Origin of the sequence: Dolichospermum heterosporum TAC447 (genome assembly GCF_024584745.1) — a bacterium.
GTDB classification, from domain to species: domain Bacteria; phylum Cyanobacteriota; class Cyanobacteriia; order Cyanobacteriales; family Nostocaceae; genus Dolichospermum; species Dolichospermum heterosporum.
Genome location: NZ_CP099464.1, coordinates 3462210 through 3488135, shown reverse-complemented (window position 1 = coordinate 3488135; position 25926 = coordinate 3462210). Strand labels below are relative to the sequence as shown.

General features: G+C 39.0%; 20 protein-coding genes and 1 pseudogene. 12 read left to right on the top strand and 9 right to left on the bottom strand.

Annotated elements, in window-relative coordinates:
* Window positions 1-222 precede the first annotated feature (222 nt).
* Window positions 223-3114, top strand: coding sequence for a beta-phosphoglucomutase (gene pgmB, locus NG743_RS15620; protein ID WP_257120397.1), 2892 nt, complete (start codon window positions 223-225; stop codon window positions 3112-3114).
* A 41-nt stretch (window positions 3115-3155) separates the two neighbouring features.
* Here pgmB and NG743_RS15615 read toward each other — a convergent pair whose 3' ends face one another.
* The 6 genes and pseudogenes from NG743_RS15615 to NG743_RS15590 all read right to left on the bottom strand — a co-directional run bounded on the left by NG743_RS15615 (window position 3156) and on the right by NG743_RS15590 (window position 9435).
* A complete protein-coding gene (locus NG743_RS15615) occupies window positions 3156-3599 on the bottom strand; it encodes an SRPBCC family protein (protein ID WP_257120396.1) in 444 nt (147 codons plus the stop codon).
* Between the two features lie 165 nt (window positions 3600-3764).
* Window positions 3765-5219: a 9,9'-di-cis-zeta-carotene desaturase gene (zds, locus tag NG743_RS15610; RefSeq protein ID WP_193964981.1), complete on the bottom strand. Its 1455-nt coding sequence runs from the start codon at window positions 5217-5219 to the stop codon at window positions 3765-3767.
* A gap of 138 nt (window positions 5220-5357) precedes the next feature.
* The gene (locus NG743_RS15605) at window positions 5358-5528 is read right to left on the bottom strand and encodes a ribbon-helix-helix domain-containing protein (RefSeq protein ID WP_193964158.1); all 171 of its coding nucleotides are present in this window, start codon (window positions 5526-5528) and stop codon (window positions 5358-5360) included.
* Between the two features lie 187 nt (window positions 5529-5715).
* Complete coding sequence (locus NG743_RS15600) at window positions 5716-6894, bottom strand: RNA-guided endonuclease InsQ/TnpB family protein (protein WP_257120395.1); 1179 nt, start codon at window positions 6892-6894, stop codon at window positions 5716-5718.
* 53 nt (window positions 6895-6947) lie between these two features.
* A pseudogene (locus NG743_RS15595) lies at window positions 6948-7512 on the bottom strand (IS607 family transposase).
* A 306-nt stretch (window positions 7513-7818) separates the two neighbouring features.
* The gene (locus NG743_RS15590; RefSeq protein WP_193964154.1) at window positions 7819-9435 is read right to left on the bottom strand and encodes a DUF6930 domain-containing protein; all 1617 of its coding nucleotides are present in this window, start codon (window positions 9433-9435) and stop codon (window positions 7819-7821) included.
* Window positions 9436-9732: 297 nt separating this feature from the next.
* On the opposite strand from NG743_RS15590, the gene NG743_RS15585 reads away from it, so the two are divergent.
* The 3 genes from NG743_RS15585 to NG743_RS15575 all read left to right on the top strand — a co-directional run bounded on the left by NG743_RS15585 (window position 9733) and on the right by NG743_RS15575 (window position 11082).
* The gene (locus tag NG743_RS15585; RefSeq protein ID WP_027403631.1) at window positions 9733-10089 is read left to right on the top strand and encodes an iron-sulfur cluster assembly accessory protein; all 357 of its coding nucleotides are present in this window, start codon (window positions 9733-9735) and stop codon (window positions 10087-10089) included.
* A gap of 124 nt (window positions 10090-10213) precedes the next feature.
* Window positions 10214-10636 carry a tetratricopeptide repeat protein gene (locus tag NG743_RS15580; protein WP_027403630.1) on the top strand — a complete coding sequence of 141 codons (423 nt, stop codon included), beginning with the start codon at window positions 10214-10216 and terminating at the stop codon, window positions 10634-10636.
* A 194-nt stretch (window positions 10637-10830) separates the two neighbouring features.
* On the top strand, window positions 10831-11082 hold the full coding sequence (locus NG743_RS15575; protein WP_027403629.1) for a DUF8620 family protein: 252 nt from the start codon (window positions 10831-10833) through the stop codon (window positions 11080-11082).
* Window positions 11083-11157: 75 nt separating this feature from the next.
* Here NG743_RS15575 and NG743_RS15570 read toward each other — a convergent pair whose 3' ends face one another.
* Window positions 11158-12756 (bottom strand): Hsp70 family protein, encoded by a 1599-nt coding sequence (locus NG743_RS15570; protein WP_257120394.1) that lies wholly within the window; start codon window positions 12754-12756, stop codon window positions 11158-11160.
* A gap of 161 nt (window positions 12757-12917) precedes the next feature.
* Between NG743_RS15570 and NG743_RS15565 the strand changes: the two genes are divergently transcribed.
* Window positions 12918-14309, top strand: coding sequence for a hypothetical protein (locus tag NG743_RS15565; protein ID WP_027403627.1), 1392 nt, complete (start codon window positions 12918-12920; stop codon window positions 14307-14309).
* A gap of 363 nt (window positions 14310-14672) precedes the next feature.
* Here NG743_RS15565 and NG743_RS15560 read toward each other — a convergent pair whose 3' ends face one another.
* Both NG743_RS15560 and NG743_RS15555 read right to left on the bottom strand, forming a co-directional pair.
* Window positions 14673-15311, bottom strand: a complete 639-nt coding sequence (locus tag NG743_RS15560) for an exopolysaccharide biosynthesis protein (RefSeq protein ID WP_052150091.1) — start codon at window positions 15309-15311, stop codon at window positions 14673-14675.
* A 501-nt stretch (window positions 15312-15812) separates the two neighbouring features.
* Entirely contained in the window at window positions 15813-16682 is an 870-nt protein-coding gene (locus NG743_RS15555) for a lipid kinase (RefSeq protein WP_257120392.1), read from the bottom strand.
* A 291-nt stretch (window positions 16683-16973) separates the two neighbouring features.
* On the opposite strand from NG743_RS15555, the gene NG743_RS15550 reads away from it, so the two are divergent.
* From NG743_RS15550 to NG743_RS15520, 7 genes are all read left to right on the top strand, one after another.
* Window positions 16974-17327, top strand: a complete 354-nt coding sequence (locus NG743_RS15550; RefSeq protein WP_257120391.1) for a hypothetical protein — start codon at window positions 16974-16976, stop codon at window positions 17325-17327.
* A gap of 24 nt (window positions 17328-17351) precedes the next feature.
* Complete coding sequence (locus NG743_RS15545; RefSeq protein WP_257120390.1) at window positions 17352-18107, top strand: SAM-dependent methyltransferase; 756 nt, start codon at window positions 17352-17354, stop codon at window positions 18105-18107.
* Between the two features lie 439 nt (window positions 18108-18546).
* The gene (locus NG743_RS15540) at window positions 18547-18963 is read left to right on the top strand and encodes a VOC family protein (protein WP_027403624.1); all 417 of its coding nucleotides are present in this window, start codon (window positions 18547-18549) and stop codon (window positions 18961-18963) included.
* Between the two features lie 17 nt (window positions 18964-18980).
* The gene (ylqF, locus tag NG743_RS15535; RefSeq protein ID WP_193963362.1) at window positions 18981-19862 is read left to right on the top strand and encodes a ribosome biogenesis GTPase YlqF; all 882 of its coding nucleotides are present in this window, start codon (window positions 18981-18983) and stop codon (window positions 19860-19862) included.
* Window positions 19863-20454: 592 nt separating this feature from the next.
* On the top strand, window positions 20455-22089 hold the full coding sequence (locus NG743_RS15530; protein ID WP_027403622.1) for an adenylate/guanylate cyclase domain-containing protein: 1635 nt from the start codon (window positions 20455-20457) through the stop codon (window positions 22087-22089).
* 540 nt (window positions 22090-22629) lie between these two features.
* On the top strand, window positions 22630-23997 hold the full coding sequence (locus NG743_RS15525; RefSeq protein WP_027403621.1) for an NAD-dependent succinate-semialdehyde dehydrogenase: 1368 nt from the start codon (window positions 22630-22632) through the stop codon (window positions 23995-23997).
* Between the two features lie 178 nt (window positions 23998-24175).
* Window positions 24176-25819, top strand: a complete 1644-nt coding sequence (locus tag NG743_RS15520) for an acetolactate synthase large subunit (RefSeq protein ID WP_027403620.1) — start codon at window positions 24176-24178, stop codon at window positions 25817-25819.
* Window positions 25820-25926: the final 107 nt, after the last annotated feature.

Sequence of the window (25926 nt, the reverse complement as noted above, 5' to 3'; positions counted from 1 at the left end):
GAACGAAGTGAAACCCAACATTTACAGAAGTTTGTTGGATTTAATTTACAGAAGTTTGTTGGATTTAATTTACAGGAGTTTGTTGGATTTAATTTACAGAAGTTTGTTGGATTTAATTTACAGAAGTTTGTTGGGTTATGGCTTCGCCACTTCGTGAACGTGCCTCAACCCAACCTACGTAAGTTTTAAATATAAAAAAACAAAAATAACTAATCCAAAATCATGGATAAAAAAGACCATTTTCGTAACCTTAGCTATACAGACTGGGTATTAACCGAAACCCAGTTTAATCCCGAATATTTGCACAGCCGAGAAACCATTTTCACCATAGGTAATGGCTATTTAGGAACAAGAGGAACATTTGAAGAAGGCTATCCCCGTGCATTATCAGCGACATTTGTTAACGGTGTTTACGATGATGTTCCCGTAGTTTACACCGAACTCGTTAACTGTCCAGATTGGCTCCCATTAACATTTATAATTGAGGGAGAACGCTTTCGCCTTGATCAAGGTACAACCTTAAAATATCACCGTAAACTAGACTTACATCATGGCATTCTCAGTCGTTGCTTACGTTGGTGTAGTCCCAATGGCAAAGTTATAGATATCCATTTTGAACGCTTTGCTAGTTTAGCTGATCAACATATAGTAGGACAAAGTTGCCAATTAACACCAGTAAATTTTGATGGTTTAATTGAAATTCAAGCAAGTGTAAACAGCTATTCAGAAAATCAAGGATTCAATCACTGGGAAGGATTAGATCAAGGTAAAACTACACAAGGATTCTGGTTGCATAGTCGCACTCGTAATAGCCGCATAGATGTCGGTATAGCAGCAAAAATAAATATTTCGGGAATTAACACAGACTTCCAAATTAATACCACTCCTGGTTATCCTAGCCTGAATGCAACTGTGATAGGTCAATTTCAACAGACGATTACTATAGTAAAGATTGTGAGTATTTTTACATCTAATGAAGTTGCAGAACCAGTTGCAGCCGCTAAAGAAAAACTCGTAAGTTTACCAGATTACATAACCTTAATTGATGCCAATGCCCAAGCCTGGGACACAGTTTGGCAACAAAGTGATATTATTATTGAAGGGGATATTACAGCGGCTTTTGCAGTGCGTTACAATCTGTTCCAGTTACTAATTGCTGCACCTAGAAATAATCATCGAGTTAGTATACCAGCAAAAACCCTATCCGGCTTTGGTTATCACGGTCATATCTTTTGGGATACAGAGATTTTTATTCTGCCATTTTTTACCTTTACCCAACCAAATTTAGCCCGTAATTTACTCAGTTACCGTTATCATACTTTACCAGGAGCGCGACGTAAAGCCTCCCATTATGGGTATCAGGGGGCGATGTTTGCTTGGGAAAGTGCGGTAACTGGAGATGAAGCCACACCGCGCTGGTCACTACGAAGTGACTTTTATGCCGAAGATATCCGTATATGGTGTCGTGATCGAGAAGTTCATATTAGTGCGGATATTGCTTACGCCACTTGGTATTATTGGCAAGTGACAGAAGATAATGAGTGGATGCGAGATTATGGTGCGGAAATTATTTTAGATACCGCCATTTTCTGGAGTAGTCGAGTTGAATTTAATCCCCAATTAGAATGTTATGAAATTCGTGGAGTTATTGGTGCAGACGAATATCACGAATCAGTCCATAACAATTGTTTTACAAATCGGATGGTTCAATGGCATTTAGAAAAATCTTTATTCATCTATAATTGGTTGCATTCCACTTTCCCAGAAGTAGCTATAAAACTTGAGCAAAAATTACAAATCACCTCCGAAGTCCTCACACATTGGCGAGAAATTATCGCTAAAATTATCATTATTCACAACCCAGAAACCTTACTAATTGAGCAATGTGAGGGATTTTTTCAACTAGATGATATTAACTTAGCCGCTTGTGAACCGCGAGAAAAATCCATCCAAACTATTTTGGGGATGGAAAAAACCAATCAAGGACAAGTAATTAAACAACCAGATGTATTAATGCTTCTGTATTTGATGCGAGAATCTGGCGATTTTCCCTACAATCAGTCAGCATTACAGATAAATTGGGACTATTACGCCCCCCGCACAGATATTAGTTATGGTTCTTCCTTGGGGCCTGCCATTCACGCCATTTTAGCCGCAGATTTGGGCAAATCACAGGAGGCTTACGAATGCTTTATGCAAGCGGCAATGGTAGATTTAGAAGATAAACGCGGAAATACCCAAGATGGGATACATGGTGCTAGTGCTGGAGGCATTTGGCAAGCTGTAGTATTCGGTTTCGGTGGTATTCAATTTCGGGAAAATCTCCCAGTCGCCCATCCTCACTTACCCCCAACTTGGACAAGGCTGAAATTTAAGTTACAGTGGCATGGTAAATGGCACGAGTTTGATTTGCGTCAGGAATTGCCAAAGGCAGGAAAAACTAACATCCGGGGCGTGATTTTTGATTTAGATGGCGTGTTGACTGATACCGCAGAATATCATTACCAAGCTTGGCAAAAGTTAGCTAATGAGGAAGGTTTATTTTTTAATCGAGAAATTAATGAATCCTTGCGGGGTGTATCTCGTCATGCTTCCCTAATGTTGATTATTGGTAATAGAGAATATTCAGAAGTGCAAATTCAGGAAATGATGGCTCGGAAAAATAATTATTATGTAGAACTAATTCATAATATTACACCCGCAGATTTATTACCAGGGGCTGTGGCTTTGTTGGCTGAATTGCATGAAGCTGGGATCAAAATCGCCATTGGTTCTGCTAGTAAAAATGCCCGCATGGTGATTGAAAAATTGGGAATTGGTGATAGGGTAGATGTTGTTACTGATGGTGATACTGTCCAATCTGCCAAACCAGCACCAGATTTATTTCTTAATGCCGCCAACCAGTTAGGAATTCCCCCAGATGAATGCGTGGTTTTTGAAGATGCAGCCGTAGGTATTGCAGCCGCTAAAGCAGCAAATATGTGGGTGGTAGGCTTGGGACCAGAGGAGAGGGTAGGGGATGCTGATGTGGTTTTGCCTAGTTTAGCAGGAGTCAAATGGGATGAACTGATTAAGAATTTGTTTCACGCAGAGGCGCAGAGGCGCAGAGAGTGATAGTTTGGGAGAATGAATTTTTTTGACGTTCAATTTTACACTTAATTGGTTTTCACATTCAAGGCATATTCTTTAAACCTTTCCAAATCTGCTTGGATTGTGGATTCTACCACTTTTCCTAAAAATAAGTTATCCATAAGTTTACCAATTAATCCAGGAATAGCATAGGAAACTGTCATTTTCACAACACTCATCTCATGACGATCATAAAAGCGAATAGCCCCTTGATTTGGTAAACCATCAACCGATTCCCATTGAATAATTTGATTAGGAACCATTTTAGTAATTCGCGATTTCCAAGCAAATTCTAACCCTCCTGTACTTAGTTTCCACAGGGAAATTTCTGGGTTATCTGGAGAAATTGTCACCGAATCAATCCATTTCATCCATTTAGGCATTTGCTCTAAGTCAGACCATAATTCCCATGCTAGCTCTATGGGAATTTCTACTTCTACTTGGACGCTGTGTTCTAACAATTCACTCATAGGATTTTAGATTTTAGATTTTAGATTTTAGATTTTAGATTGGTAATAGGTAATGGGTAATCAGTAAACTTCTACTTATTCCCTGCCCCCTGTCCCCTGCCCCCTGCCCCTGCTCCCTGCTCCCTGCTCCCTGCTCCCTGCCCCCTGCTCCCTGCCCCCTGCTCCCTATTTCTTCCCACTTTCAAGGATTACTTTAGCTGCACGTTTTCCAGAAACTGTTGCTCCTTCCATACTGTCAATATAATCTTGTTGTGTGTAACTTCCAGCTAGGAAAAAGTTAGAAACAGGTGTTTTTTGATCAGGACGATAGACATCCATTCCTGGTGCTTCTCTGTACAAAGATTGAGCTAGTTTGACGACACTGTACCAAGTCATGTTTAAGTCTCTTGAAGAGGGAAATAGTTCATGCACTTGTTTGAGAACGTGATTAGCGATCGCTTCATTACTTTGTTTAATGAAAGGATCTCCCGGTGTCAATACCAGTTGTAACAATGAACCCTCTCCAGGACGATAATAATCGGCGGGACTAGTTAAAGCCAAATCAGCAAAACAGGAAAAATCAGCATCAGCGGTATACAACAAGTTATCTATCCCTGCTGCCTGTAAGGGTGGTGTCACTCCGCCTTTACCCCGTTTTTTCTCATCTTGTAGTTCTGTCACCCAACCATCGAAACGTAGCTGTACTGTAGCGACGGGGACAGCATCTAGCTTATAAATGTTATCAAATTCTGACCATTTTCGCCAAGTTTGGGGTAAAACTCGTTGAATTCCCGGAACATCACAAGCACATAGATAAGCGTCAGCAGTGATCACTTCTTCTGTATCACCTTGGGCGACTAATATCCCTGTAACTTGGGTTTGTTCTCCAGACTCAGCAAATTGAATTTCTCGGACTTGACGACGGGTGTATATTTTTGTGCCTCTTTCTTCTAAATACTTAACAATAGGTTTGTGTAAATATTCATGAGGTGAACCTTCGAGCATTCGCAAAATTGAAGCTTCTGTTCGGACAGCAAAAAACTGGAAAATTGTCAACATACATCGGGCGGAAATATGATCACAATCTATAAATCCCAAGGCGTAAGCAATAGGATTCCAGAGACGTTTGATACTGCCTTTACTGCCTCCGTGACTGTAGAACCAGTCGGAAAAACTGATGTTATCTAATTTACGAATAGTTTTCATTGCCCCATCAAAGTCTACCAAACCTTGAACTATTGGGCTAGTCCCCAGGGCGATCGCATTTTGGAGTTTATCCCGTATCGAAAGTTGAGAAGTTGTAAAAAACGCCTTTAATCCATTAAAAGGCGCACCTGTGAAAAAGCGAAAATCTAATGCTCCAGTTTGTCCACCTTTATTGATAAAAGTATGACTATGTTCCTTCAAGCGTAAATTATCACCAGCCCCCACTTTCTCCATCAACTCAAACAAATTGTAGTAGCAGCCGAAAAAGACGTGCAGCCCCATTTCAATATGGTTGCCGTCACCATCTACCCAACTGCTAACTTTACCCCCCACAAACGGACGGGACTCAAAAATTTCTACTTCACAGCCAGCATCTACTAAATCTACAGCAGTTGCTAACCCTGCTAATCCCGCACCCACAATTGCAACGCGCATTCCCTCTTCCTTGTTCAGTTTCTTTACAAATTGTAACTGAATTGGTCAGTTGTCAGTTGTCAGTTGTCAGTTGTCATCAGTAAAATTCCTCTCCCCTACTCCCCCCACTCCCCCTACTCCCTGCCCCCCTGTCGTCTATCACACTCCTGTCATCTCTTCCCCTTGAGGGAGACTTCTAATCAGTTCTCGAATCACATCTGTTGCTGGTCTACCTGTTTGTTGACAATATTTTTCTAGTTTTTCCGCTTCTTGTGTAGCTAGATTCACTGTTATGCGTTTAACCGCCCATTTCTTGTTTGTCATTATCATGCACTTTGCTAGTTTATTAACTTGATATGGAGAGTCTGGTCACTCAAAACAAAAATAATACTATGATAGTTAGTCTGAATTAGAAATGTAACAAAAACACTAATTATATTTGAAATTTTCAGTTTGTCAACTACTTACCCAAATAAATTTGGCGATAACCTTGCTTGAATAGTTACTAAAAATATAGTCAAATATTTCTAGCTTGGTAAGGCTTACACCTTACAGGGCTAACTACAAGCCTCTCTACTGAGTTTCTATCAAAGATAGACTCCCCAACTACTTTTCTTAATATATTCAGAGAACCGTTTAAATCTGCTGAATAAGGCTGACCCGACTTAGACCTAAATAAACCTCTTTTAACTCTTTTTCCTAAATATTGCTCATGCTTTTTGATTGGTTCAAAATCCAGAAAACTACATTTTGAGGTATAGCTTTCTTCTACAATTTGTACCTTAATTCCTACAAGTTTAGCTTTGTATTCTAACTGTTGGATGAATCGCGCATGAGGAATATTGGTAAAGTTTTGGTTAGTTTTACTCCCTAAGTTAATATTCTGTTTCCAATTCTCATTTTTACCTATAATTAAATGGGTTATATTTTGACTAACTAGCTGATTAATAATAAATCTACTAGCTGTGTGGAGGTAGTAATCCACTTTATTATTACGCTTGAGTGTTAATGCTTCTATTTTTCGAGAAGATTTTTGATTTTTCACGGTGAGCGCAGTCGAACCGTTAGGTAACTGAGATTGAAGACTAGCTTTAACTTTGTTGTAGAACTGGTTACAAGATTTAATTGCTTTGCCGCAAACAATAAAAGGTTGAAAATCTAAACAATTACTACTGGCAGTAGCTAAGTTGTTTAGTCCTATATCAATCGCGGCGATTCTATTATTAACTTCTATGGTGGTTTCTTCTCTTTCATAAACTGCCTCAAGAATATAAACATTATTTTTAGGAATTATCCTCACTTCTTCAATTTGTGTTAGCTTAGTTTTAATACTTATGGGTAATCCCGAAGGTGAGATTAAACCTTGTTTTAAGGCTTTTTTGGAAACAGCCTGATTATTAAAAGTTAAAACATTTCTCCCCTGAAGTTTATGTTTATATTTAGGTAGTTTTGGTTCACCTAAAAACTTATCTGGACTTAACTGATATTCCTTCTTTGCCTCCTGGTACGATTTAAAGCATTTATCAACTTGTTTAAATACCATTTGAGCGACTTTACTAGGTAAGGCTTGATAATCATCACTCTTCTTGAGTGAATGATATATTTGATTGAATGTTGGTATTGGTTGACCACTAAAGAAAGCCTGACGACATAAATACACAGCACAGTTAAATAGATTTTTTGAGAAAAAAGACATTTGATCAATTTCTCTAAACCTGATGTGATTCTGTTTAATTATATGTCGCTCAACTAATCGCATTCTGACTCCAGGCACTTAACAATACACTCTGTTTTTCTCTTTTTTTCTTCTTAATCCATAGATTCTAGCACAAAAGCTAGTTATTATTGAAATAAAATCTTGCATCATATCTTCTGTTTCTTCTTCCGCCAGATTTACTACTTCAATATCTTTGCCTTGTTTGTTAAGCAGAACCTTCAAATAATTAAAACCAATTCTGGTTAATCGGTCTTTATGTTCCACAACAATGATTTTGTAATCATCTTCATTGAGTAATGCAACTAACTTTTTACGATTATCATTCACCCCGCTTCCTATTTCTTTAATTACTTTTTTTATTTGGTAGCCCTTAGCTTCGCAGTAATGCACAAGTCTTTGGGCTTGACTATCTAAATTCGCTTTATTTTCAGAGATTGAAACTCTCGCGTAAATAACGACTCCTTCAGTTATTTTTTGTACATCAATAATGACTGTACCTGTAGGTAGTTGCGTAGCTTTAAGTTCACCACGTTTCCACATTCTCCAAGCAGTCTGATAGCTTATTCCTTTTGATTTTGCATAGTCAGATAGTTTCATTCTCCAATCATCACACAAATGATTATATTTGACTATGTTTGACTATATTTTTGTGATTTAAACTCAATACTGGAAATTTCTGGTAGCTTGAGTGTCATTATCATGCACTTTGCTGGGTTATTAACTTGATCTAGAGAGTCTGGTCACTTAAAACAAGAATGAGAGAGACTATGAAAGTTAGTCTAAATTAAAAATGTAAATAGGGAACAGGGAAGAAAATAGATCAGGAGAATCTTACAAAAACAAAATTGGATTGTTATAGATATCCTGTAATTTAATTTATAAATTCTAGGTATATCTATTTATTTAGTCAACCGTTTCCAAGCTTAATTCTTCCGAGGAAAGTACATGAGCTTCTAATAAAGCCATCATATCTCTTAACTGGGGATTACCACGAGAAGATCCAGTCAATCCTTTGGCAATAATTAACCCACAATGTCCTTGAGTATTTTGACACCGCTGATACCATTTTCGCTTGGCTTCTATATGCACTGGGTCGTCATCTAAAAATTGCCCAAACAAAAATAATTCACTGTTATGGGTTTGCAATAACCCTAAATCGTATAGATCATCATCTACTGGATCCGTGACAGTGTGAAAGCAGATTGCGTTTAATCCTCCAGCGGCTTGAATATTTTCAATAATCCCTTTAGCCTTGGGACGGGAGGTTTGAATGACAATCACAGGTAAACCATCACCGACTTGTTCAAATTCCCCTGCTGCTTGGTGATTAGGTGCTTGACGCAGGTAATCTAACGTCTCCCAGGGTAAGACACCCAAACTCATGAAAGCATCTTCTGGGATTAAGTCGTCTCTTAAGGCTTCAAATATGGAATCATCTTCGTCGTCTTCATCTTCGTCATCTAAATCAAAACCAGCCATTTCCTCTAGTTCTGCTGTCAACTCTGGCATGGTAGAAACAGTGACAGTTAAGGATTTGCGATTGTTGTTGGCTTCTGGTAGGGAAATTCGATAACGTTGGCTCAGGGCAAGAAAATCTTCGTCGTATAATTGCCGATGATGGTCACGGAGAAACCGCAATAAACTTTCTACGGCAACAAAACTGAGTAGTGCTTCTTCTTCATACAAAACGGAACGTAACCCTTCTAGGGGGTGAATATTGCCGAAGGTGGGTTGAATTTCGGACAGGGGCATTTGTGCCAAATTACCCGGATCATCATCCTCGTTGTCATGCAGGGAGTCAAATGTGAGAAATAGACAATCTTGTTTGAGGAAGGCTTCTTCTAAATCTTGATTTAGTTCATCTTCGTCAGCTAAAACAGCAGCCCGAAACCGTTTAAGAGAATCTTCCGAACGATAAAACAAAATACCATATTCAATGCCCAACATTCCCATGACGGAGGCATAAAGTTTTTCTACATCCCATTGATTGATTTCTATGGATAAAATTTGCTGTTCTTCTAGAAATCTCCAAGGGGCAGTTTGCCAGACTTCTAAGGCTTTATCATGGAGGAGTTTGGCGTATTTGGGTGGTAAGTCGGGAGTTTGGCTATCAATGACTTCGGCAAAGGAGCGAAATAGTTCGTCAATTATGGGTAATTCCGGTACGTAGTCAATGGCAATGTCTAAATCCTGTAAGACTCCGCGCAGGTAAAATTGAATTTCCCGATCGCGCACAACTATTCTTTGTGGTCTACCGGGTTTGGCTGGGCTTTGGGGATGTTCTATTGCCCGCATGAGGGTACGCACAATGGCTTCTGGACCCAGGGCGGGATCTATCATGTCCATGCCTCTAACAATGCCTTCTGAGGCATCTACCCAAAGAATGCAGTCTCCTTTGGTATCTGGATCTGTAAATGGGGTGTGTGGTGATGACAATGGACGGCGATCGCCCTCCCATACAGAAGGAATCTGGGTTAATTTCTGCAACCGGCGACTGGTAGAGCGATTAAAACTTGTCATAGAGTAAGTGAATCAAAACAAAGCGATTGAGAATGGGAATTTCGGGAATGGTTAATCTTTCAACATACCTAACCCCTCAATTCTAGGATAAAAATCTGAGGTTGCTGACAAAGGAGCAACACTGGATAGAGAGGGGATTATTTGAAAATTTTTTCCTATCTTTCCATCTTCCCATCTTCTTATGCTTTTTTGCCGTCGTAATGTCGCTAAAATGAATACAAAAACATTCACAGCAATCCAGCGGTACAAGAATGCCTACTGGAATATTGATAAAACTAGTTCAGGAGTTAAAAATTTATGACCCAAGCAACTCAAACTCAACAACGGGGAATTCTGTTATCTGAATCGGCATTGCGTCAGGTTAAGTCTCTTCAAGATAAGCAAGGGCAAGATTTATGCTTGCGGGTGGGAGTCAGACAAGGTGGTTGTTCGGGAATGTCTTACATGATGGATTTTGAGGATGTCAGCAAGATTACCCCTGATGATGAGGTTTTCGATTATGATGGCTTCAAAATTATTAGCGATCGCAAAAGTCTACTTTACCTTTACGGCTTAATGCTCGATTATAGTGATGCCATGATTGGTGGTGGTTTCCAATTCACTAACCCCAATGCCGCCCAAACCTGTGGTTGCGGTAAGTCTTTCGGAGTATAATACCGTGAGGAGTCAGGAGGCAGGAGTCAGGAGTCAGGAAGAAACTATTTTTCCATAACAACTGACAACTGACAACTGACAACTGACAATTGACAACGAACAACTGACCACTGACAACTGACAAATGACTAATACAATTGATTCCCTATTTGATACAGGTTTAGAACGTTATAAAGCTGGAGAATCTGTAGAATCCTTGATTCCTGTATTTAAAGAGGTATGCGATCGCTCTCCTAAAGCCAGTTCAGCCTGGATTTGTTTAGCTTGGTTATATCTTCTCGATAACAAAGGTAAATTAGCTTTTAACGCTGCTAATAAAGCCGTCAAACTCAATCCCCAAGACCCACAAGGCAGAATTAATCTAGCCTTAGCTATGCTAGAAACAGGTCAAAAAGGTTTGCGGGAACACATTGACGTAGCACAACAATTGATATTTGTCAATGAAGAATGGCAAGAAGAAGTCAAAAATAGCATTGAAGATGGTTTAACCAGAAAACCTGATTGGAAAAATTTAGCCAAAGTTAAAAAATGGTTATTTGAAGAATAGGGAGTGGGGGAGTGGGGGAGTGGGGGAGTGGGGGAGTAGGGGGAGTAGGGGGAGTAGGGGGAGTAGGGGGAGTAGGGGAGTAGGGGGAGTAGGGGGAACGGAATTTTACTGATGACAACGGACAACGGACAACGGACAACGGACAACGGACAATGGACAACTGACAACTGACAACTGACAACTAACTAATCAAAATGAAAGACAAATTATTAAACTGGCTTAATTTCATATTAGTTGCTGATGTTTTCCTAGTAATTTTTGGTTTTGGGTGGCTTGTGATAGCCGTGATTGGTGATGCTTCTGGAATAAACCTGGGATTAGATTTGTGGCACCAACTGTGGATACCAGTATTTAACCCCGCTATTGGTATATTGATGGGCGGTGCGTTACTTAGTGGTATTATTAGCTGGGTATCTAAAAAGCTGACTAAAAATGAGTTATCGTAAATTTTACTCATTAATCTTGCAGAAGCGTGTAATTTTCGCCCTCTGTTGTATAGCGCTGGACAAAAACCGCTATACTCAACTTAATTGTGCCACAAGTTGATTCTCTACTAAGGTGTTGTTGGTTAATAAGTCTTTAACTGTGATTCTTAAAAACTGTTGTTCATCTACTTGAAAATAGATTTTAATGCGATCGCTGCCGGGAAATCCTGGAGGTTGGAGTTTGGCGATTTTACTGGCATTTACAGTATCATTCAGGGGTTTAACGGTAGTTACACGAGTATCAAGCTGACGAGTAATTAAGCGATCGCCATCAAAGTATATCTCTGTCGCACCTGTTTCTGCACCTAATTCCCCGATAATTAACTCAATGCTGAGTTGATTGTCTACGGAAGCGCCTAAGACTAATTCTACGGGTTGAGTCATGGGGTAAGGTTGTCCGGTTTTAATGATAGGATGCCAGCTATGACCTTGATTACGGCGATTCCAATAACGCACACCATAGCTATGATAAAGGTAGTCTTTAATTTCTATGCCTTGGGTGATTTGTAATGCACCATGAGCGATCGCTTCAAAAGGCAGACGACGACGGATTTTTTCTGGTTTAAAATATTTTTCTATCCATGTCTGCACCACTGGTAATTGTACAGTTCCACCAACTAATAATACTGCATTAATATCATCAATTTCTATGCCATAGCGTCGCGCTTGCTGTAGTAATGTCATCATTGAATCATGCAGCTTATCGAAAAATCCGTTTTCTTTCAAGATATTTTCAAAGGTGTAACGATCAAGATCCATTTCATAACTTTCAAAAGTTTGATCATTAAAATAAACTTCACTAGCTTGATCATGAGTAGATAACTGAATTTTCACTCGTTCCGCGAGTCGTGCGGTGAGAGAACTAACTGGTAATCCCTGGGTTTTTGCAAAATAATCTACTATCCAATTATCAATATCAGTTCCGCCGAGATTTTGCCCTGCTTTAGCTAATACACGGGCTGTTTTAGGCTTTTGTTTAGAATCTTCACCTAGAGTTTTATCACCCCATTTAAGGAGAAATCCTAAAGGTTTGGTTTTAGCCTGTTTCCCCTGATCTAAGCTTACCAAAGACAAATCTAATGTTCCTCCACCAAAGTCAACAACCAAGAGAGTTCCTTGATCTGCTAAACCATACCCCAAAGCCGCAGCGGTGGGTTCATCTAACATTCGTATTTGTGCGACGGGTAGTGATTGACAAACTTTCCCTAACCAATAACGATAGGCTTCAAAGCTGTCTACAGGTGCAGTTAAAACTAAAGAATCTATGTTCCCTTCCAGGATGGCTAATTCGGCAATTACTTGGCTTAAAAACCATTGTCCTACTTGTTCAAAGGTAATGTTTTTACCATCCAGTTCTGGTAAAAAACCCTGAATATCTGCACCGATACCGCGTTTAAAGTTACGGAAAAATCTTTGATCAGTTTTTATATCTAAACCGCGATCACATACCTGTTGTCCAGCTATAATTGTCTCCGCACTGGCATTTTCTACATAAACTAAGCTGGGTATCAGTGGTGGGTTGAGGAATTGTTGCGCTGATAACCCAGGCAGATTTAGGGTTTCTGCTTGTTGAGTAACAGGATTCCAACGAGTGATAACTGTGTTACTTGTGCCAAAATCAATAGCGATCGCCATATCTTAGTATTATTTCCGAAAATAGAGAACAGAATGGAGGGGGCATGGGGATAATTACCAATTACCAATTACCCACTACCTATTACCAGAATAAACTATCTAACTAGCAACTTTTGTGGTATCAAATCTGTCATATTGTAAAAACTACCCAAATATCCATTATGTCTATTGACGCTAAAGGTATTCCTGGTTTACCTGATTTAACACATCCCCAGGAATTACTGCAATTTGGTACTCAATTACTCCAAAGTTCACTATTATTATTTTTTTTAATTATAGCCTTGGGAGTGGCAATTGCCCTAATTAGTTTTTCTCTGCGAAGATATGGGACCGAACAAGCGGTTTTTTTCGGTCAATGGTCAATTCGTTACTCCCAATTATTGCAAGGATTACAGCATTTAGCTTTAATTTTAATTTTGTTAGTAACTGGCTTTTTTTTGTGTTCAACTTTAAGCAATCGTTACCATGATTGGGAACAGGCAAAAGTCTCTCAAGTTGCGGCTAATGTAGCAGGTGATAAACTCGAACAAATTTCTCCCCAAATTCGCTACGTTACTGAAGAACCTTATGTTTATACTACCCAAGTTAATGGAAAAATAGTCAAAGTTAATGACAAACAAAAAGTTACTCGTTACCTAGCTTTAGCAAGTTCAGAAATTCAAGTTAAAATTAATCAAAGTGTAGATGTCCAAAATCGTAGTTCTATTTATCAGACAGACTATACAGCTAATTACAAAGTTATTAACCAACTGAGTAATATTAATAGTTTTCTCTTGGAAGTACCACCCCCTAATGGTTCTTCTATCCTGCGCGGTTACAAAGTAGAACGGGATGGGACAAGACTAAAACAAACAAATAACGATGATTATAGTTTTCCTTTTCGCTTAGAACCGGGACAAGAAACTATTTTTAAAGTTACCTATAAAGCCGATGGTGGTCCTCGCTGGGTTTATAGTGCCGCAAATCAGTTACTTTCGCAATTTAGGCTGGTGGCGATCGCTAATTTTAATAATGCTGATTTTGCCAGTGGGATTACTCCTGATGATATTAAAGTTGATGACAAAAGCACTCAATTCACTTGGACTTTTGCCGAAAATGTGGCTGTAAAAAATCCTTTTGGTGTCTTTACTAGCACTAAACCTATTGGGAAAAATGGCATTATTCCCCGGTTGTTGTTGTTAGCACCGGCTTTGTTTTTATGGTGGATATTGCTGCTGTACTTATCCCTACCCATGACTTTGAAAAATGTCGCCATTGCTGGAGGCATTTTCTTTGCTTGTTTATTAACACTAACCTATCTGTCACGGGTAATTAATGCTGAATTAGCTTGGTTGATGATGGCACTAATTTTATTAGCTTTAAGTTATGGTTTAGGTACAAATCGCCGTGTTTCTTTAGCAGCAATTATTTGTACAATCTCTGGAGTTGTTTTACCTGTATTTGGGTTATTAATTCCTTTTACTGGCTTAACCTTGAGTATTGCTGGGTTACTATCAGCCGCATGGTTAGCCGTGCTACATTGGTACGGGTGGTACAATTTACGAGAGAATTAAATTAATTAATTTAGATCCCCGACTTCTTTAAGAAGTCGGGAATCTGGTAGTTTAGCAGCATAGAAAAATCAAAGTTCCACCCAAACTATCCGGATGGAGGAAGACAGGCAATGGATACTCAAATAGTAGATGCACCTTAATTAAACTATTACCCTCGGCTTTTAGCTGGGGGTTTTTCTTGGCTTTGGGATTTCTATCCTAGCAACATATCATGGGAAATGTCAAAAATTTGGTTCTTCGGTTATTTTTATGGAAAACCTGGTTCAAAATCATTGAAAGTCCTATTGTGTAGGCATTTCATTGAAAATATGGAAATAATTGTTTATAACCCTTGTCCCGTAAGGGTTTTGTTATCATCAATCCTCAATTACCATAAAAGGGAAAGAGACGGAAGAGCCAAGAATTTTCTCTGAAAATATCAGTCAGTAAATTGGAGGCTAACCATGGGGCATAACCAAATAGTAAAGTAATTAAGAGAGTAGCAACATAGCTAACACACATTAGTAAACCATCCGCTTCAATGGTAGCAACGGCTAAAAGTAAAATTCCCACAGTCGGAATAGGATTGGTAAAAGGAACGGGAGAAATTAATAATATTGTTAACCAAGAGATGCACAGCCCGTTAAATCGCCAAATCCAAGGATGATTAGCGACTTTTTGTAATCGGGGACGGGCAATTGTTTCTGATATCCTAGTGACGCGCCGCAGATTTTGTAAGATGATTTTAGCGAAAGCGTTGGGAAATTTATAATTAGCAATTTTTTTGGGTAGCCAAGGTGTTCTTCTGCCTAAAACCATTTGCAATGATAATAATAAACAAGTACCACCTAAAGGACTAGTCACGCCTGGAGGCATAGGAAATAAAAAAGGTAATACTAGTAATGTGATTACCAAGCTAAACCCCCGTTCAGAAGTTTCTGCGAGGATATCACCTAAAGTTAGCGGCTGTTCACTTAAACGTTCTAAAAGAGATTTAATTTCTTGAGAAAAGCGTAAATTCATAGGAATACCCGGTAAGTGGGAAACGAGCGCGTCTTTAGACCTGAGAGGGAAACGACACGAGCGGTTTTAACCGCTGTGGATATTAAAATTGAAACCAGATTTTTGATTGGAACCTGGAAACCAACTCCCATTTCTGGGGTAATGTTAGCCAGATGCCTCCGGCACGCTGGCGCGAACGACCTGTTATTTTTATTCGACGGCGGGACAGGTTTCCGCAGATACAATTAGAAGATATATAGAAGATCCGCATCATGGTTAAGAATCTTGATTGCGAATGAATTCGCCGTTGGCACTTCCTCCACTGTCTAAAGCCAAGTGGCTTCCGTGCCTTTCGTTCTATCTTGTGAACCCCGCTAGATGCTTAATTGTTGACAGATAGGAGTTTTGATGTTAATTTTTTACCTCGTTGACTGGCAACCTACTGTTTAATTACATAAATAATAGTCAAGATATCATCAAATAAATCAGATGAATCAGGTAAATCATAGTTTAAGATGATAGTTAGGGAGCTAAAACAGCGATCGCTTGAGGAACAACCCGAAACACAGCCGGAGTATGGGTGGTGATTTCTCCATCTGTATTAATAGAATGGGGTCTGCGCGTGTATACTGTGATTTCCTGACCTTCCAGGGCGCGAACATTTGGTGAATGAATATGTCGTCCTTGACGCATAGCCGGCAGCAAAGGCAGAATTTGCCACCAATGATCAATTTCTAAGCTATAAAGATCCAGCCTTTGATCATCTATAGCCGCATCGTGAACTACAGCCATACCACCACCATAATAGCGACCATTACCCACAGCAATTTGCACAGTTTTGACATGAATTGATTCATCATTGATCCGAATTTCTGCACTAAAAGGGCGAGATTTCCAAATTACTTGCAATGCAATTGCCGCATAAGCAAATATACCCCAACGCCGTTTAATTTCCTTAGTTAATTGTTGAGTAATTTTTACACTTAACCCCAAACTAGCCACATTAAAAAAATACTTACCATTTACACAACCTAAATCAATCCTGCGTAACTTTCCAGAAGCAATAATTTGACACGCTTCCATTAAAGAGTTAGGAATTCCCAAAGTCCTTGCTAAGTCGTTAGCAGTTCCTAATGGTAAAATACCCAAAGGTAATTGAGTCTCAACTATCGCCTCAATAGCAGCATTCAGTGTACCATCACCACCACCCACAATTACCAAATTTATTTCTTGTTGATAATGCCGAATCAAATCACCTAATTGATTTGGATGTTCTGTAGATTCTGTAATTATCTCTAAACCCAATTTATTTAAACAATTTATCGCTTCTTGGTAACGTTCTTGTCCTTGACGGGAATTACTATTTACTAACAATAGTGCGCGGATACTCATTTTAGCTGCCTTTTGTAGTTTGTATATGGAATTATTTACATCAATTTACTGAAAATCTCAGTACAGGATGATTAAAAGGTTGAGACTTAACTGATTATACAATACAGCAATATGGTTCTAGTATAACGGAGCATCAATTATTTGGTTTTGTATATAGTAATCATTATTTAGTTTGAATAAAAATATTCCCAACTTATTTATATCTATCTAAAGGAATATCTATTATTTAATGATATTTTGACTTGGGTTTATTGATATAGAATAGTGGCAGTTTTACACCCCAAAATAAATATGAATTCATTAACAATTTTACAAAATATTGAAAAACATCTTCCCCTCGTGGGAGATGTGCATACTAAAAGTCCAATTGCTTACAAAGCAACCCGTCTTGCAGTTGGTACAGTTAACCTAGTGCAAATGGCAATAGCCGAGTCTTATATCAATGGATTAGAAGTACCGGATGCTGTGTTGCGATCGCTTTTTGATAGTTGTATGCCCATCTTTTTTAAATATTTTCCATCCCTGCTTGCACCCTACGAATGGGTATTAACAGAAACAGACCATACCGCCGAAGGTTCGCAGGAATTAATGAAGATTCAGTACGACTTACCTCAAGCTATGCTGAATCCCATGTTAGGTGATTGAAAACTCATTTATCCTAAATATAGCATGGGATTGTGGGAAAAAGGAGCAACCAATCTTGAAGAATCACAAATGCAAATGATTGATGATGTCATTGACAAATTAGAAATCAAAGATGGTGATCATATTTTAGATTTTGGCTGTGGTTGGGGCTGTGTAGCTAATTATATTCTTGCCAAATTTCCCAATGTCAAATTCACAGGAATTAACTTGAGTCACCACCAATGTGAATATATGCGTCAGAAAATGCAAGATCCTGAAAGTTACCTTAGTTCCGGTCGTTTTACTCTCTATGAAGGAGATTTAAACGATGCCCAATTTGAAACAAAATTCGACAAAATCCTCTCAATTGGCGTTTTTTGTCATGTAGGTAATTTAACAAAAGCTTTCAGAAAACTGGCATCTTTCCTCAAAGATAACGGCAAAATTTTTATTCATATTATTACAGTCCGCACCCCCAATAATATATCCAGTGTTTTCACTCACAAATACATTTTTCCTCATGGTCGTTACTGGAAATATGATGCGATTCCCAGCCATAATCAAGACCTGAAAACTATTGATAAATGGTATCTTAATGGTTCTAATTATTCCCAAACTTTTGCTAGTTGGTTAAAAAACTTTGATGATTCTCAAGCAATAGTAAAAGATTTGGACTACGGTATTAACTATGCCAAATTTCGTCGCATCTGGAGATTTTATTTAATTTGGTTAGGTGCTAATTTCGCCATTTGCGATGGTGAATATAACGGTAATGGACAATATTTAATGGTTCATGCCTAAGAGGATGTTTGAAAAGTTTTGAGGGGTAAAATTTTATGCTAATCGCCTCGCCATGATCCGGATCATGGCAAGGTAAGATAAAAGTTACTAAAATCCGTGAAATCAGCGCAATCCGTCTAATCCGTGATTAAAAGATTGGGCGGATTAGGTTGTTTGCTATGATAAAAGTTACTAAAATCCGTGAAATCAGCGCAATCCGTCTAATTCGTGATTCAGACCTTTTCCCCGCGTAATGCATATAATCCGCAATTCTAACCTGATTTTAGCCATAGGGAACGAAGTGAAATGAAGCAATCGCCAGGGTTGTGATTGCTTCCCTTCCCTCGCAATGACTGTAAATATTTTTGTCCAATTACTTATTTACACCCCCGACTTGGTGAATTCTGCTGTAAGAATGAATTAACTGCGCTCTTGTGACAAATCTATGGTAAAAATAAATATGCAATATAATAGTGTCATAGTCACCATAGCCACAGTTAATTTTGATAATATAGTCAGCTTTTATACTCAATTACTAGAACAAAAACCAAAAAAACTTATTCCCCATATCTATGCTGAGTTTCATATTGCTGGTTTAAAGTTAGGTATTTTTAAACCTAAATCAACAAATGAGTCAGAATTTGTCGTTAATTCCCAAAGTCCGCTCAGTTTATGTTTGGAAGTGAATAATTTAGAAACTGCCATATCTCACCTGACATCTTTAGGCTGTACCTCACAAAGAGACATTTCTATAGCTTCTCACGGACAAGAAATTTATGCCTACGACCCCGACGGCAACCGTTTAATTTTACATCAATCTCATCAAGAGGAAACAGGCAACAGGGAACAGGCAAATATTATGATCAATGACCAATGACAACTAACAAACAATAAATGTCAATCACACAAAATTACAAATTAAATTTGATTCAATGGTATCCCGGACACATTGCCAAAGCTGAAAAAAATCTCAAAGAACAGCTAAAACGGGTTGATGTGGTTTTAGAAGTAAGAGATGCCCGTATTCCTATAACTACAAATCACCCCCAAATGAATGAATGGGTGGGGACAAAAGCCAGGATATTGGTACTCAACCGGGTAGATATGATTTTGCCACAAGTGCGATCGCGCTGGATAGAGTGGTTTAAAAATCAAGGCGAAGTTCCATATTTTACCAACGCCCAACATGGTCAAGGTGTCACCGCCATAGCCAAAGCCGCCCAAGCAGCAGGTATTGAACTTAACCAACGCCGCACAGATAGAGGAATGTTACCCCGTCCCGTCCGGGCTGTCGTCATTGGTTTTCCCAATGTCGGTAAATCAGCCTTAATTAACAGGTTGATAGGAAAACGAGTCGTAGAAAGCGCTGCCCGTCCCGGTGTTACCAGGCAACTGCGGTGGGTAAGAATTTCTGATCAATTACAATTACTGGATGCCCCTGGTGTCATTCCTGCCAGACTGGACAGCCAAGCCGCAGCCGTCAAATTAGCTATTTGTGACGATATTGGTGAAGCAGCTTATGACAATCAACTCATCGGCGCAGCATTCGTAGATATACTTAACGAGCTTCAAGAAACACATTCTCATTTATTACCACCACATCCATTACTGTCACGGTATGAGATAGATTCCATCATCCACACAGGAGAAGACTACTTACAAGTTTTAGCAGAACATCGTTATAAAGGTGATGTAGAACGTGCTGCCAGACAAATGATCACCGATTTTCGGAAAGGACTTTTGGGTAATATTCCCTTAGAATTACCACCATTTTAAATACTAATTTGTCATAGGTAGGTGAACACAATAAAACCAATCTGTGTAACAATACCTTGTCCAAATTGAAAAAAGTCTTGATTTGTAGGTTATTCGGATCGGAAAGCCCGCTAATCATCAAGGACGGGCATCCTGCCCATCCCAAAAAATTGGGTAATTTATTTTTTTTATCGTACAAAGGGACTTCAAATTAAAAAAATCCCCAAAAGTTTCTTGTGGTGCGGGACGAATTGCCCGCTAATTACCAAGGACAGGCAGGATGCCCATCCCACAAAATTGGGTAATTTATTTTTTGGGCGTTGCTGATTAAGGGTATGAATTTTAGTCTCACGCAAAGGCGCAATCACGCTTCGTGATCTCGAAGAGTAGACGCACTGAGGTTTGATTTTTAAAGGTTCAATTTGGAAATTTCATACCTCGATTCAGCAACGCCATTTTTTGGTGATCCCTCAGAGGAGTAGAGGGAAAAGGAATAACATTTAATACTAGAGAGGTTTACCAGAGGGGTTTCATATTTGGTTAAACTATGAACCGTTTGCAGTATAATTGCACTGATACTTGCGCCCTTAGCTTCGAGCCTGATTTGACAGTCATGAATCAACTTACCCTCGTTTTCCAGCAAGAAGGACATACTGAAACATTAGTTCTAGTAGATAAAGATGTATTTATGATCGGACGGTTGCCAGAATGTGACATGGTATTACCCTTTGAAGGAATTTCTCGCAATCATGTGCGAATCGTCAAAAGTTCTGATCATGTGTGGACTATTCAGGATTTAGGTAGTAAAAACGGTACGCAAATTAATCAGTATTTGATTACAGGTATCCAAGAATTAGCTAATAATGATGTAATTTCCTTGGGCAACATTAAATTATTAGTAAAATTCAAAAATATAAATGGTAATGATAATAGTAATACTAATATATTTTTAGAAAATGTCAATATTCAACCACAAAAAACAATTTTTCGGAATGTTGAAGAACTACAACAACAATGGATAAGTGCTAATACTATTAATAGCAATAACAATAATCAAAATGAAACTATTGCTCGTCTTAAAGATTTGGTAGATATAGCTAAAAATCTTTGTGCTGCTGCATCTATTGAGGAAATTTTCTTCCAAGTACAACAGGTGGTTTTTCGTTATCTTGATAGTATTGACCGATTAGCCCTATTAGTAAAAATTGATGATTCTGGTAATTTAGAGTTAATAAATTCTGCCACTAGAAATATTTCTGAACAAGAACATTTAGCTACGGATGGTAGTTGGATTAGTCGCAGTATTTGTCAAAAAGTATTTGCAGAAAAAATTGCTATTCAAAGCGCCGATACTCAATCTGATCAACGTTTTTCTAGGGAGAAAAGTATTTTAGTTAAAGGTATTCGCAGTGCTATGGCTGTCCCATTATGGGATGAACACAAAGTAATTGGAGTTCTCTATGCTGATGCTAGTCTGTCTTCATCTCATTGGGAAAGTGAAGGGGAAGAAGAACTCAGCTTTTTTTCGGCTTTGGCTAATATTGTAGCTTCTAGTGTGCAACGTTCGTTGTTAGTAGACAAACTCAAAAATGAAGAAGTAATTCGTCATCGTTTAGAAAGATACCATTCTCCGGCTGTTGTCCAACAATTGATAGCTGTTGGTGGTTCTCCAGATGGACGTTTAGCACCTAGAGAAAATGAAATTAGTATTTTATTTGCAGATTTAGTCGGTTTTACGGCAATTTCTGAACGATTGACACCTACAGAAATTGCTCAATTATTAAATAATTTATTTGAAGAAATGTTGAAAGAAGTATTTTTGTATAGTGGCACCTTAGATAAATACATTGGTGACTGTATTATGGCATTTTTTGGCGCTCCTGACCCAGATCCAGGTCATGCAGATAGGGCAGTTGCCTCGGCGAAGGGAATGCTAACTCGGTTAAAACATCTCAATGCTAATCATTTTTGGCAAGAACCTTTACAATTACGGATTGCTATTAACAGTGGTAAAGCTGTAGTTGGTGATGTTGGTAGTTCTCAGAGGGTGGATTATACTGCTTTAGGAACGACAATTAATTTGGCAGCCAGGATGGAGACTATTTGTTCTCCTGGTGAATGTGTAATTAGTGAAGTTACTTATAATATGTTGTCAGAAAAATCTGATTTTTTTGATATCGGAGCTTATCGTTTTAAAGGAATTGATCGTTCCATTAAGTTATATCAAACTAAAATGCATGAACTATAATATTACTGACGCTGTGCTGTAATGGGTAGTAGTCCGTCAACCCGAAAATGACGGGTGAAGGCAAGCAGGGGGTAGGGGAGGTAGGGGAGGTAGGGGAGGTGGGGGAGGTAGGGGAGGTGGGGGAGGTAGGGGAGGTGGGGGAGGGAAGAACAGAAGTTTTTTCCGATCATTACCCGTCAAAATAAATTTGACTAACTACTAGTACAAAACGGCGTAAATAAACCAACTATTCTAAATCCTCCAAAAGACTATACTGTCTTCATTTTGACTTTTGACTTTTGACTTTTGACTTCCGCCTTGCGGTACTAGTGGGTAATCTGGAATAGAGCGTAATTTACAATATTATCCAAAAATCCTGTTGATATTGTGACAATTTTATGGGCTTTTGGCATACTATTTGGCAAATTGGCGAGGTATTGATTTAATGACAAATTATTTTCATTATTTTCTCTCCAAGTCAATTTTCGTGTTAGCTTCTGTAGTGAATGTGTGTAAGACTGGTAAACTACCTCAAACTATTTTTTAATGGGGGGTCAGGTTATGGCTATAGCTACTATTAATCCCACCACTGGGGAAACGCTCAAAACTTTTGAGCCACTAAAAGATACAGAAATTCTTGCCAAGTTGGATTTAGCAGGAAAGTCTTTTGAAGAATATCGTCAGACGAGTTTTCTAGAGCGATCGCACTGGTTAGAACAAGCAGCAACTATTTTAGACCAAGAAAAGCCAGATTTAGGGAAATTGATGACCCTGGAAATGGGTAAACCATTAAAAGCGGCGATCGCAGAAGTTGAAAAATGCGCCCTGGTTTGTCGCTATTATGCCGAAAATGCCGCCAATTTTCTCGCTGATGTCCCCATTGAAACCGATGCCAGTCATAGTTTTATAAAATATCAACCTTTAGGGGTAATTCTCGCTGTCATGCCTTGGAATTTTCCATTTTGGCAGGTTTTTCGGTTTGCTGCACCTGCCCTCATGGCGGGCAATGTAGGACTACTCAAACACGCCTCCAACGTGCCACAGTGCGCCCTGGCGATCGAAGATATTATCAACCGTTCCGGCTTTCCCAAAGGTGTATTTCAAACATTGTTAATTGGTGCTGCCCAAGTTGCCAATTTGATGGCTGATGATCGCGTCAAAGCTGCTACTTTAACCGGTAGTGAACCAGCAGGTATATCCCTCGCGGTTGCATCTGGGAAACAAATTAAAAAAACTGTTTTAGAATTGGGGGGTAGTGACCCATTTATTGTTTTAGAAAGTGCCGATTTAGAAACAGCAGTTAGCACCGCAGTAACAGCGAGAATGTTAAATAATGGACAATCTTGTATTGCAGCGAAACGCTTTATAATTGCTGAATCTGTGGCTGATCAATTTGAAAAACTGCTGGTAGAAAAATTTCAAGCGTTGAAAATTGGTAATCCAATGGCAGCAGATACAGATTTGGGACCATTGGCAACTCCCGATATTCTCCAAGAATTAGACCAACAAGTTAAAAATGCGGTAAAAAGTGGTGGTAAAGTCCTCACAGGTGGACATCCTTTAACAGAAATGCCGGGGAACTTTTATCCACCCACAATTATCATAGATATTCCTGTAGATAAACCAATTGCCCAAGAGGAATTTTTTGGGCCTGTGGCATTATTATTCCGAGTTCCTGATATCGAAGCGGCAATTAAATTAGCTAATGATAGTCCCTTTGGTTTGGGTGCAAGTGCATGGACAACAAATACAGAAGAACAAAATCGCCTAATTCAAGAAATTGAAGCTGGTGCAGTATTTATTAACAGCATGGTTAAATCAGATCCCCGTCTACCCTTTGGGGGCATTAAGCGTTCTGGCTACGGTAGGGAGTTGAGTATTCAAGGTTTACATGAATTTGTGAATGTGAAAACTGTTTGGGTGAACTAAGGAGTCAGGAGTATGGCTAACGCCACGCTGCGCTATCAGGAGGTAGGGGCGCAGGGCCTGCGCCCATTCAGGAGTATGGCTAACGCCACGCTGCGCTATCAGGAGTAAGAAGAAAGAAGGGAAGAAGAAAATTAAGCAATCACCAATTACCAATTACCAATTACCAATTACCAAAATTATGAATACCGCAGAATTATTAGTACAGTGTTTAGAAAATGAAGGAGTACAATATGTTTTTGGACTCCCTGGTGAAGAGAATTTGCACGTTTTAGAAGCCTTAAAAACATCCTCAATTCAATTTATTACCACTCGTCATGAACAGGGTGCAGCCTTCATGGCTGATGTTTATGGGAGGTTAACAGGTAAAGCCGGAGTATGCCTTTCTACCCTTGGACCTGGGGCAACTAATTTAATGACAGGAGTTGCAGATGCTAACTTAGATGGTGCGCCATTAGTGGCAATTACTGGGCAGGTGGGAACAGATAGAATGCACATTGAATCCCATCAATATTTGGATTTAGTGGCAATGTTTGCTCCAGTTACTAAGTGGAATAAACAGATTGTCAGACCAAGTATTACACCGGAAGTTGTGAGAAAAGCCTTCAAGCGATCGCAAACAGAAAAACCCGGTGCAGTTCACATTGACTTACCAGAAAATATTGCGGCAATGCCCGTAGAAGGCAAACCTTTAAATAAGGATAATAGTGAAAAAACCTATGCTTCCTTTGCCAGTATTCGCGCCGCAGCCGGGGCAATTTCCCAAGCCGTTAATCCCATCATTTTAGTTGGAAATGGTGCAATTCGCGCCCATGCTAGTGATGCAGTCACGCAATTTGCCACCCAAATGAATATTCCCGTTGTTAATACTTTTATGGGTAAAGGAGTTATTCCCTATACTCATCCTTTAGCACTTTGGTCTGTGGGATTACAACAACGAGATTTCATTATCTGTGGCTTTGATAATACAGATTTAGTCATAGCAATTGGCTATGATTTAATTGAATTTTCTCCCAAAAAATGGAATCCTGAAGGAACAATTCCTATTATTCATATTGCGGCAACTTCTTCAGAAATTGATAGTAGTTATATTCCCCAAGTAGAAATAGTTGGTGATATTTCTGATTCCCTCAATGAAATATTAAAATTAGCAGACAGACACAATAAACCCAATCCCTATTCTATTAGCTTGCGTTCTAACATTCGCGCTGATTACGAAGAATACGCCAAAGATGATGAATTTCCTATTAAACCGCAAAAATTAATTTATGACCTGCGGCAAGTTATGGGACCAGATGATATTGTAATTTCCGATGTTGGCGCCCATAAAATGTGGATTGCTAGACATTATCATTGTCATAGTCCCAACACTTGTATTATTTCCAATGGTTTTGCCGCTATGGGTATTGCTATCCCCGGTGCATTAGCCGCAAAATTAGTTCACCCAGATCGTAAAGTTGTCGCTGCCACTGGTGACGGTGGTTTTATGATGAATTGTCAAGAATTAGAAACAGCTTTGCGAGTCGGAACACCATTTGTTACCCTGATTTTTAATGACGGTGGCTATGGTTTAATTGAATGGAAGCAAGAAAATCAATTTGGTCCAGGTAACTCATCTTTTGTCCATTTTGGTAATCCTGATTTCGTCAAATTTGCCGAAAGTATGGGATTAAAAGGTTATCGCGTCGAATCCGTTGCGGATTTTATTCCCTTACTGAAAGAAGCGCTCGCGCAAGATGTGCCAGCAGTCATAGATTGTCGGGTAGATTATCGAGAAAATCGTCGTTTTACCAAAAAAGCCGGTGAATTAAGTTGCGAAGTTTAAACAAGGTAATAGGTAATAATAGGTAATAGGTAATAGGTAATAGAAAGATAAAAAATCTCTCTACTCCCCCTACTCCCCCTACTCCCCCCACTCCCCCCACTCCCCCT

Bases quoted from the DNA above. Each gene is read 5' to 3' on its own strand.
- NG743_RS15575 (WP_027403629.1), top strand. From the start codon at position 10,831: ATGAAAGACAAATTATTAAACTGGCTTAATTTCATATTAGTTGCTGAT.
- NG743_RS15565 (WP_027403627.1), top strand. From the start codon at position 12,918: ATGTCTATTGACGCTAAAGGTATTCCTGGTTTACCTGATTTAACACAT.
- NG743_RS15530 (WP_027403622.1), top strand. From the start codon at position 20,455: ATGAATCAACTTACCCTCGTTTTCCAGCAAGAAGGACATACTGAAACA.
- ylqF (WP_193963362.1), top strand. From the start codon at position 18,981: ATGTCAATCACACAAAATTACAAATTAAATTTGATTCAATGGTATCCC.
- pgmB (WP_257120397.1), top strand. From the start codon at position 223: ATGGATAAAAAAGACCATTTTCGTAACCTTAGCTATACAGACTGGGTA.
- NG743_RS15545 (WP_257120390.1), top strand. From the start codon at position 17,352: ATGGGATTGTGGGAAAAAGGAGCAACCAATCTTGAAGAATCACAAATG.
- NG743_RS15580 (WP_027403630.1), top strand. From the start codon at position 10,214: ATGACTAATACAATTGATTCCCTATTTGATACAGGTTTAGAACGTTAT.
- NG743_RS15555 (WP_257120392.1), bottom strand. From the start codon at position 16,682: ATGAGTATCCGCGCACTATTGTTAGTAAATAGTAATTCCCGTCAAGGA.
- NG743_RS15540 (WP_027403624.1), top strand. From the start codon at position 18,547: ATGCAATATAATAGTGTCATAGTCACCATAGCCACAGTTAATTTTGAT.
- NG743_RS15590 (WP_193964154.1), bottom strand. From the start codon at position 9,435: ATGACAAGTTTTAATCGCTCTACCAGTCGCCGGTTGCAGAAATTAACC.
- NG743_RS15605 (WP_193964158.1), bottom strand. From the start codon at position 5,528: ATGATAATGACAAACAAGAAATGGGCGGTTAAACGCATAACAGTGAAT.
- NG743_RS15615 (WP_257120396.1), bottom strand. From the start codon at position 3,599: ATGAGTGAATTGTTAGAACACAGCGTCCAAGTAGAAGTAGAAATTCCC.
- NG743_RS15600 (WP_257120395.1), bottom strand. From the start codon at position 6,894: ATGTCTTTTTTCTCAAAAAATCTATTTAACTGTGCTGTGTATTTATGT.
- NG743_RS15525 (WP_027403621.1), top strand. From the start codon at position 22,630: ATGGCTATAGCTACTATTAATCCCACCACTGGGGAAACGCTCAAAACT.
- NG743_RS15550 (WP_257120391.1), top strand. From the start codon at position 16,974: ATGAATTCATTAACAATTTTACAAAATATTGAAAAACATCTTCCCCTC.
- zds (WP_193964981.1), bottom strand. From the start codon at position 5,219: ATGCGCGTTGCAATTGTGGGTGCGGGATTAGCAGGGTTAGCAACTGCT.
- NG743_RS15570 (WP_257120394.1), bottom strand. From the start codon at position 12,756: ATGGCGATCGCTATTGATTTTGGCACAAGTAACACAGTTATCACTCGT.
- NG743_RS15585 (WP_027403631.1), top strand. From the start codon at position 9,733: ATGACCCAAGCAACTCAAACTCAACAACGGGGAATTCTGTTATCTGAA.
- NG743_RS15520 (WP_027403620.1), top strand. From the start codon at position 24,176: ATGAATACCGCAGAATTATTAGTACAGTGTTTAGAAAATGAAGGAGTA.
- NG743_RS15560 (WP_052150091.1), bottom strand. From the start codon at position 15,311: ATGAATTTACGCTTTTCTCAAGAAATTAAATCTCTTTTAGAACGTTTA.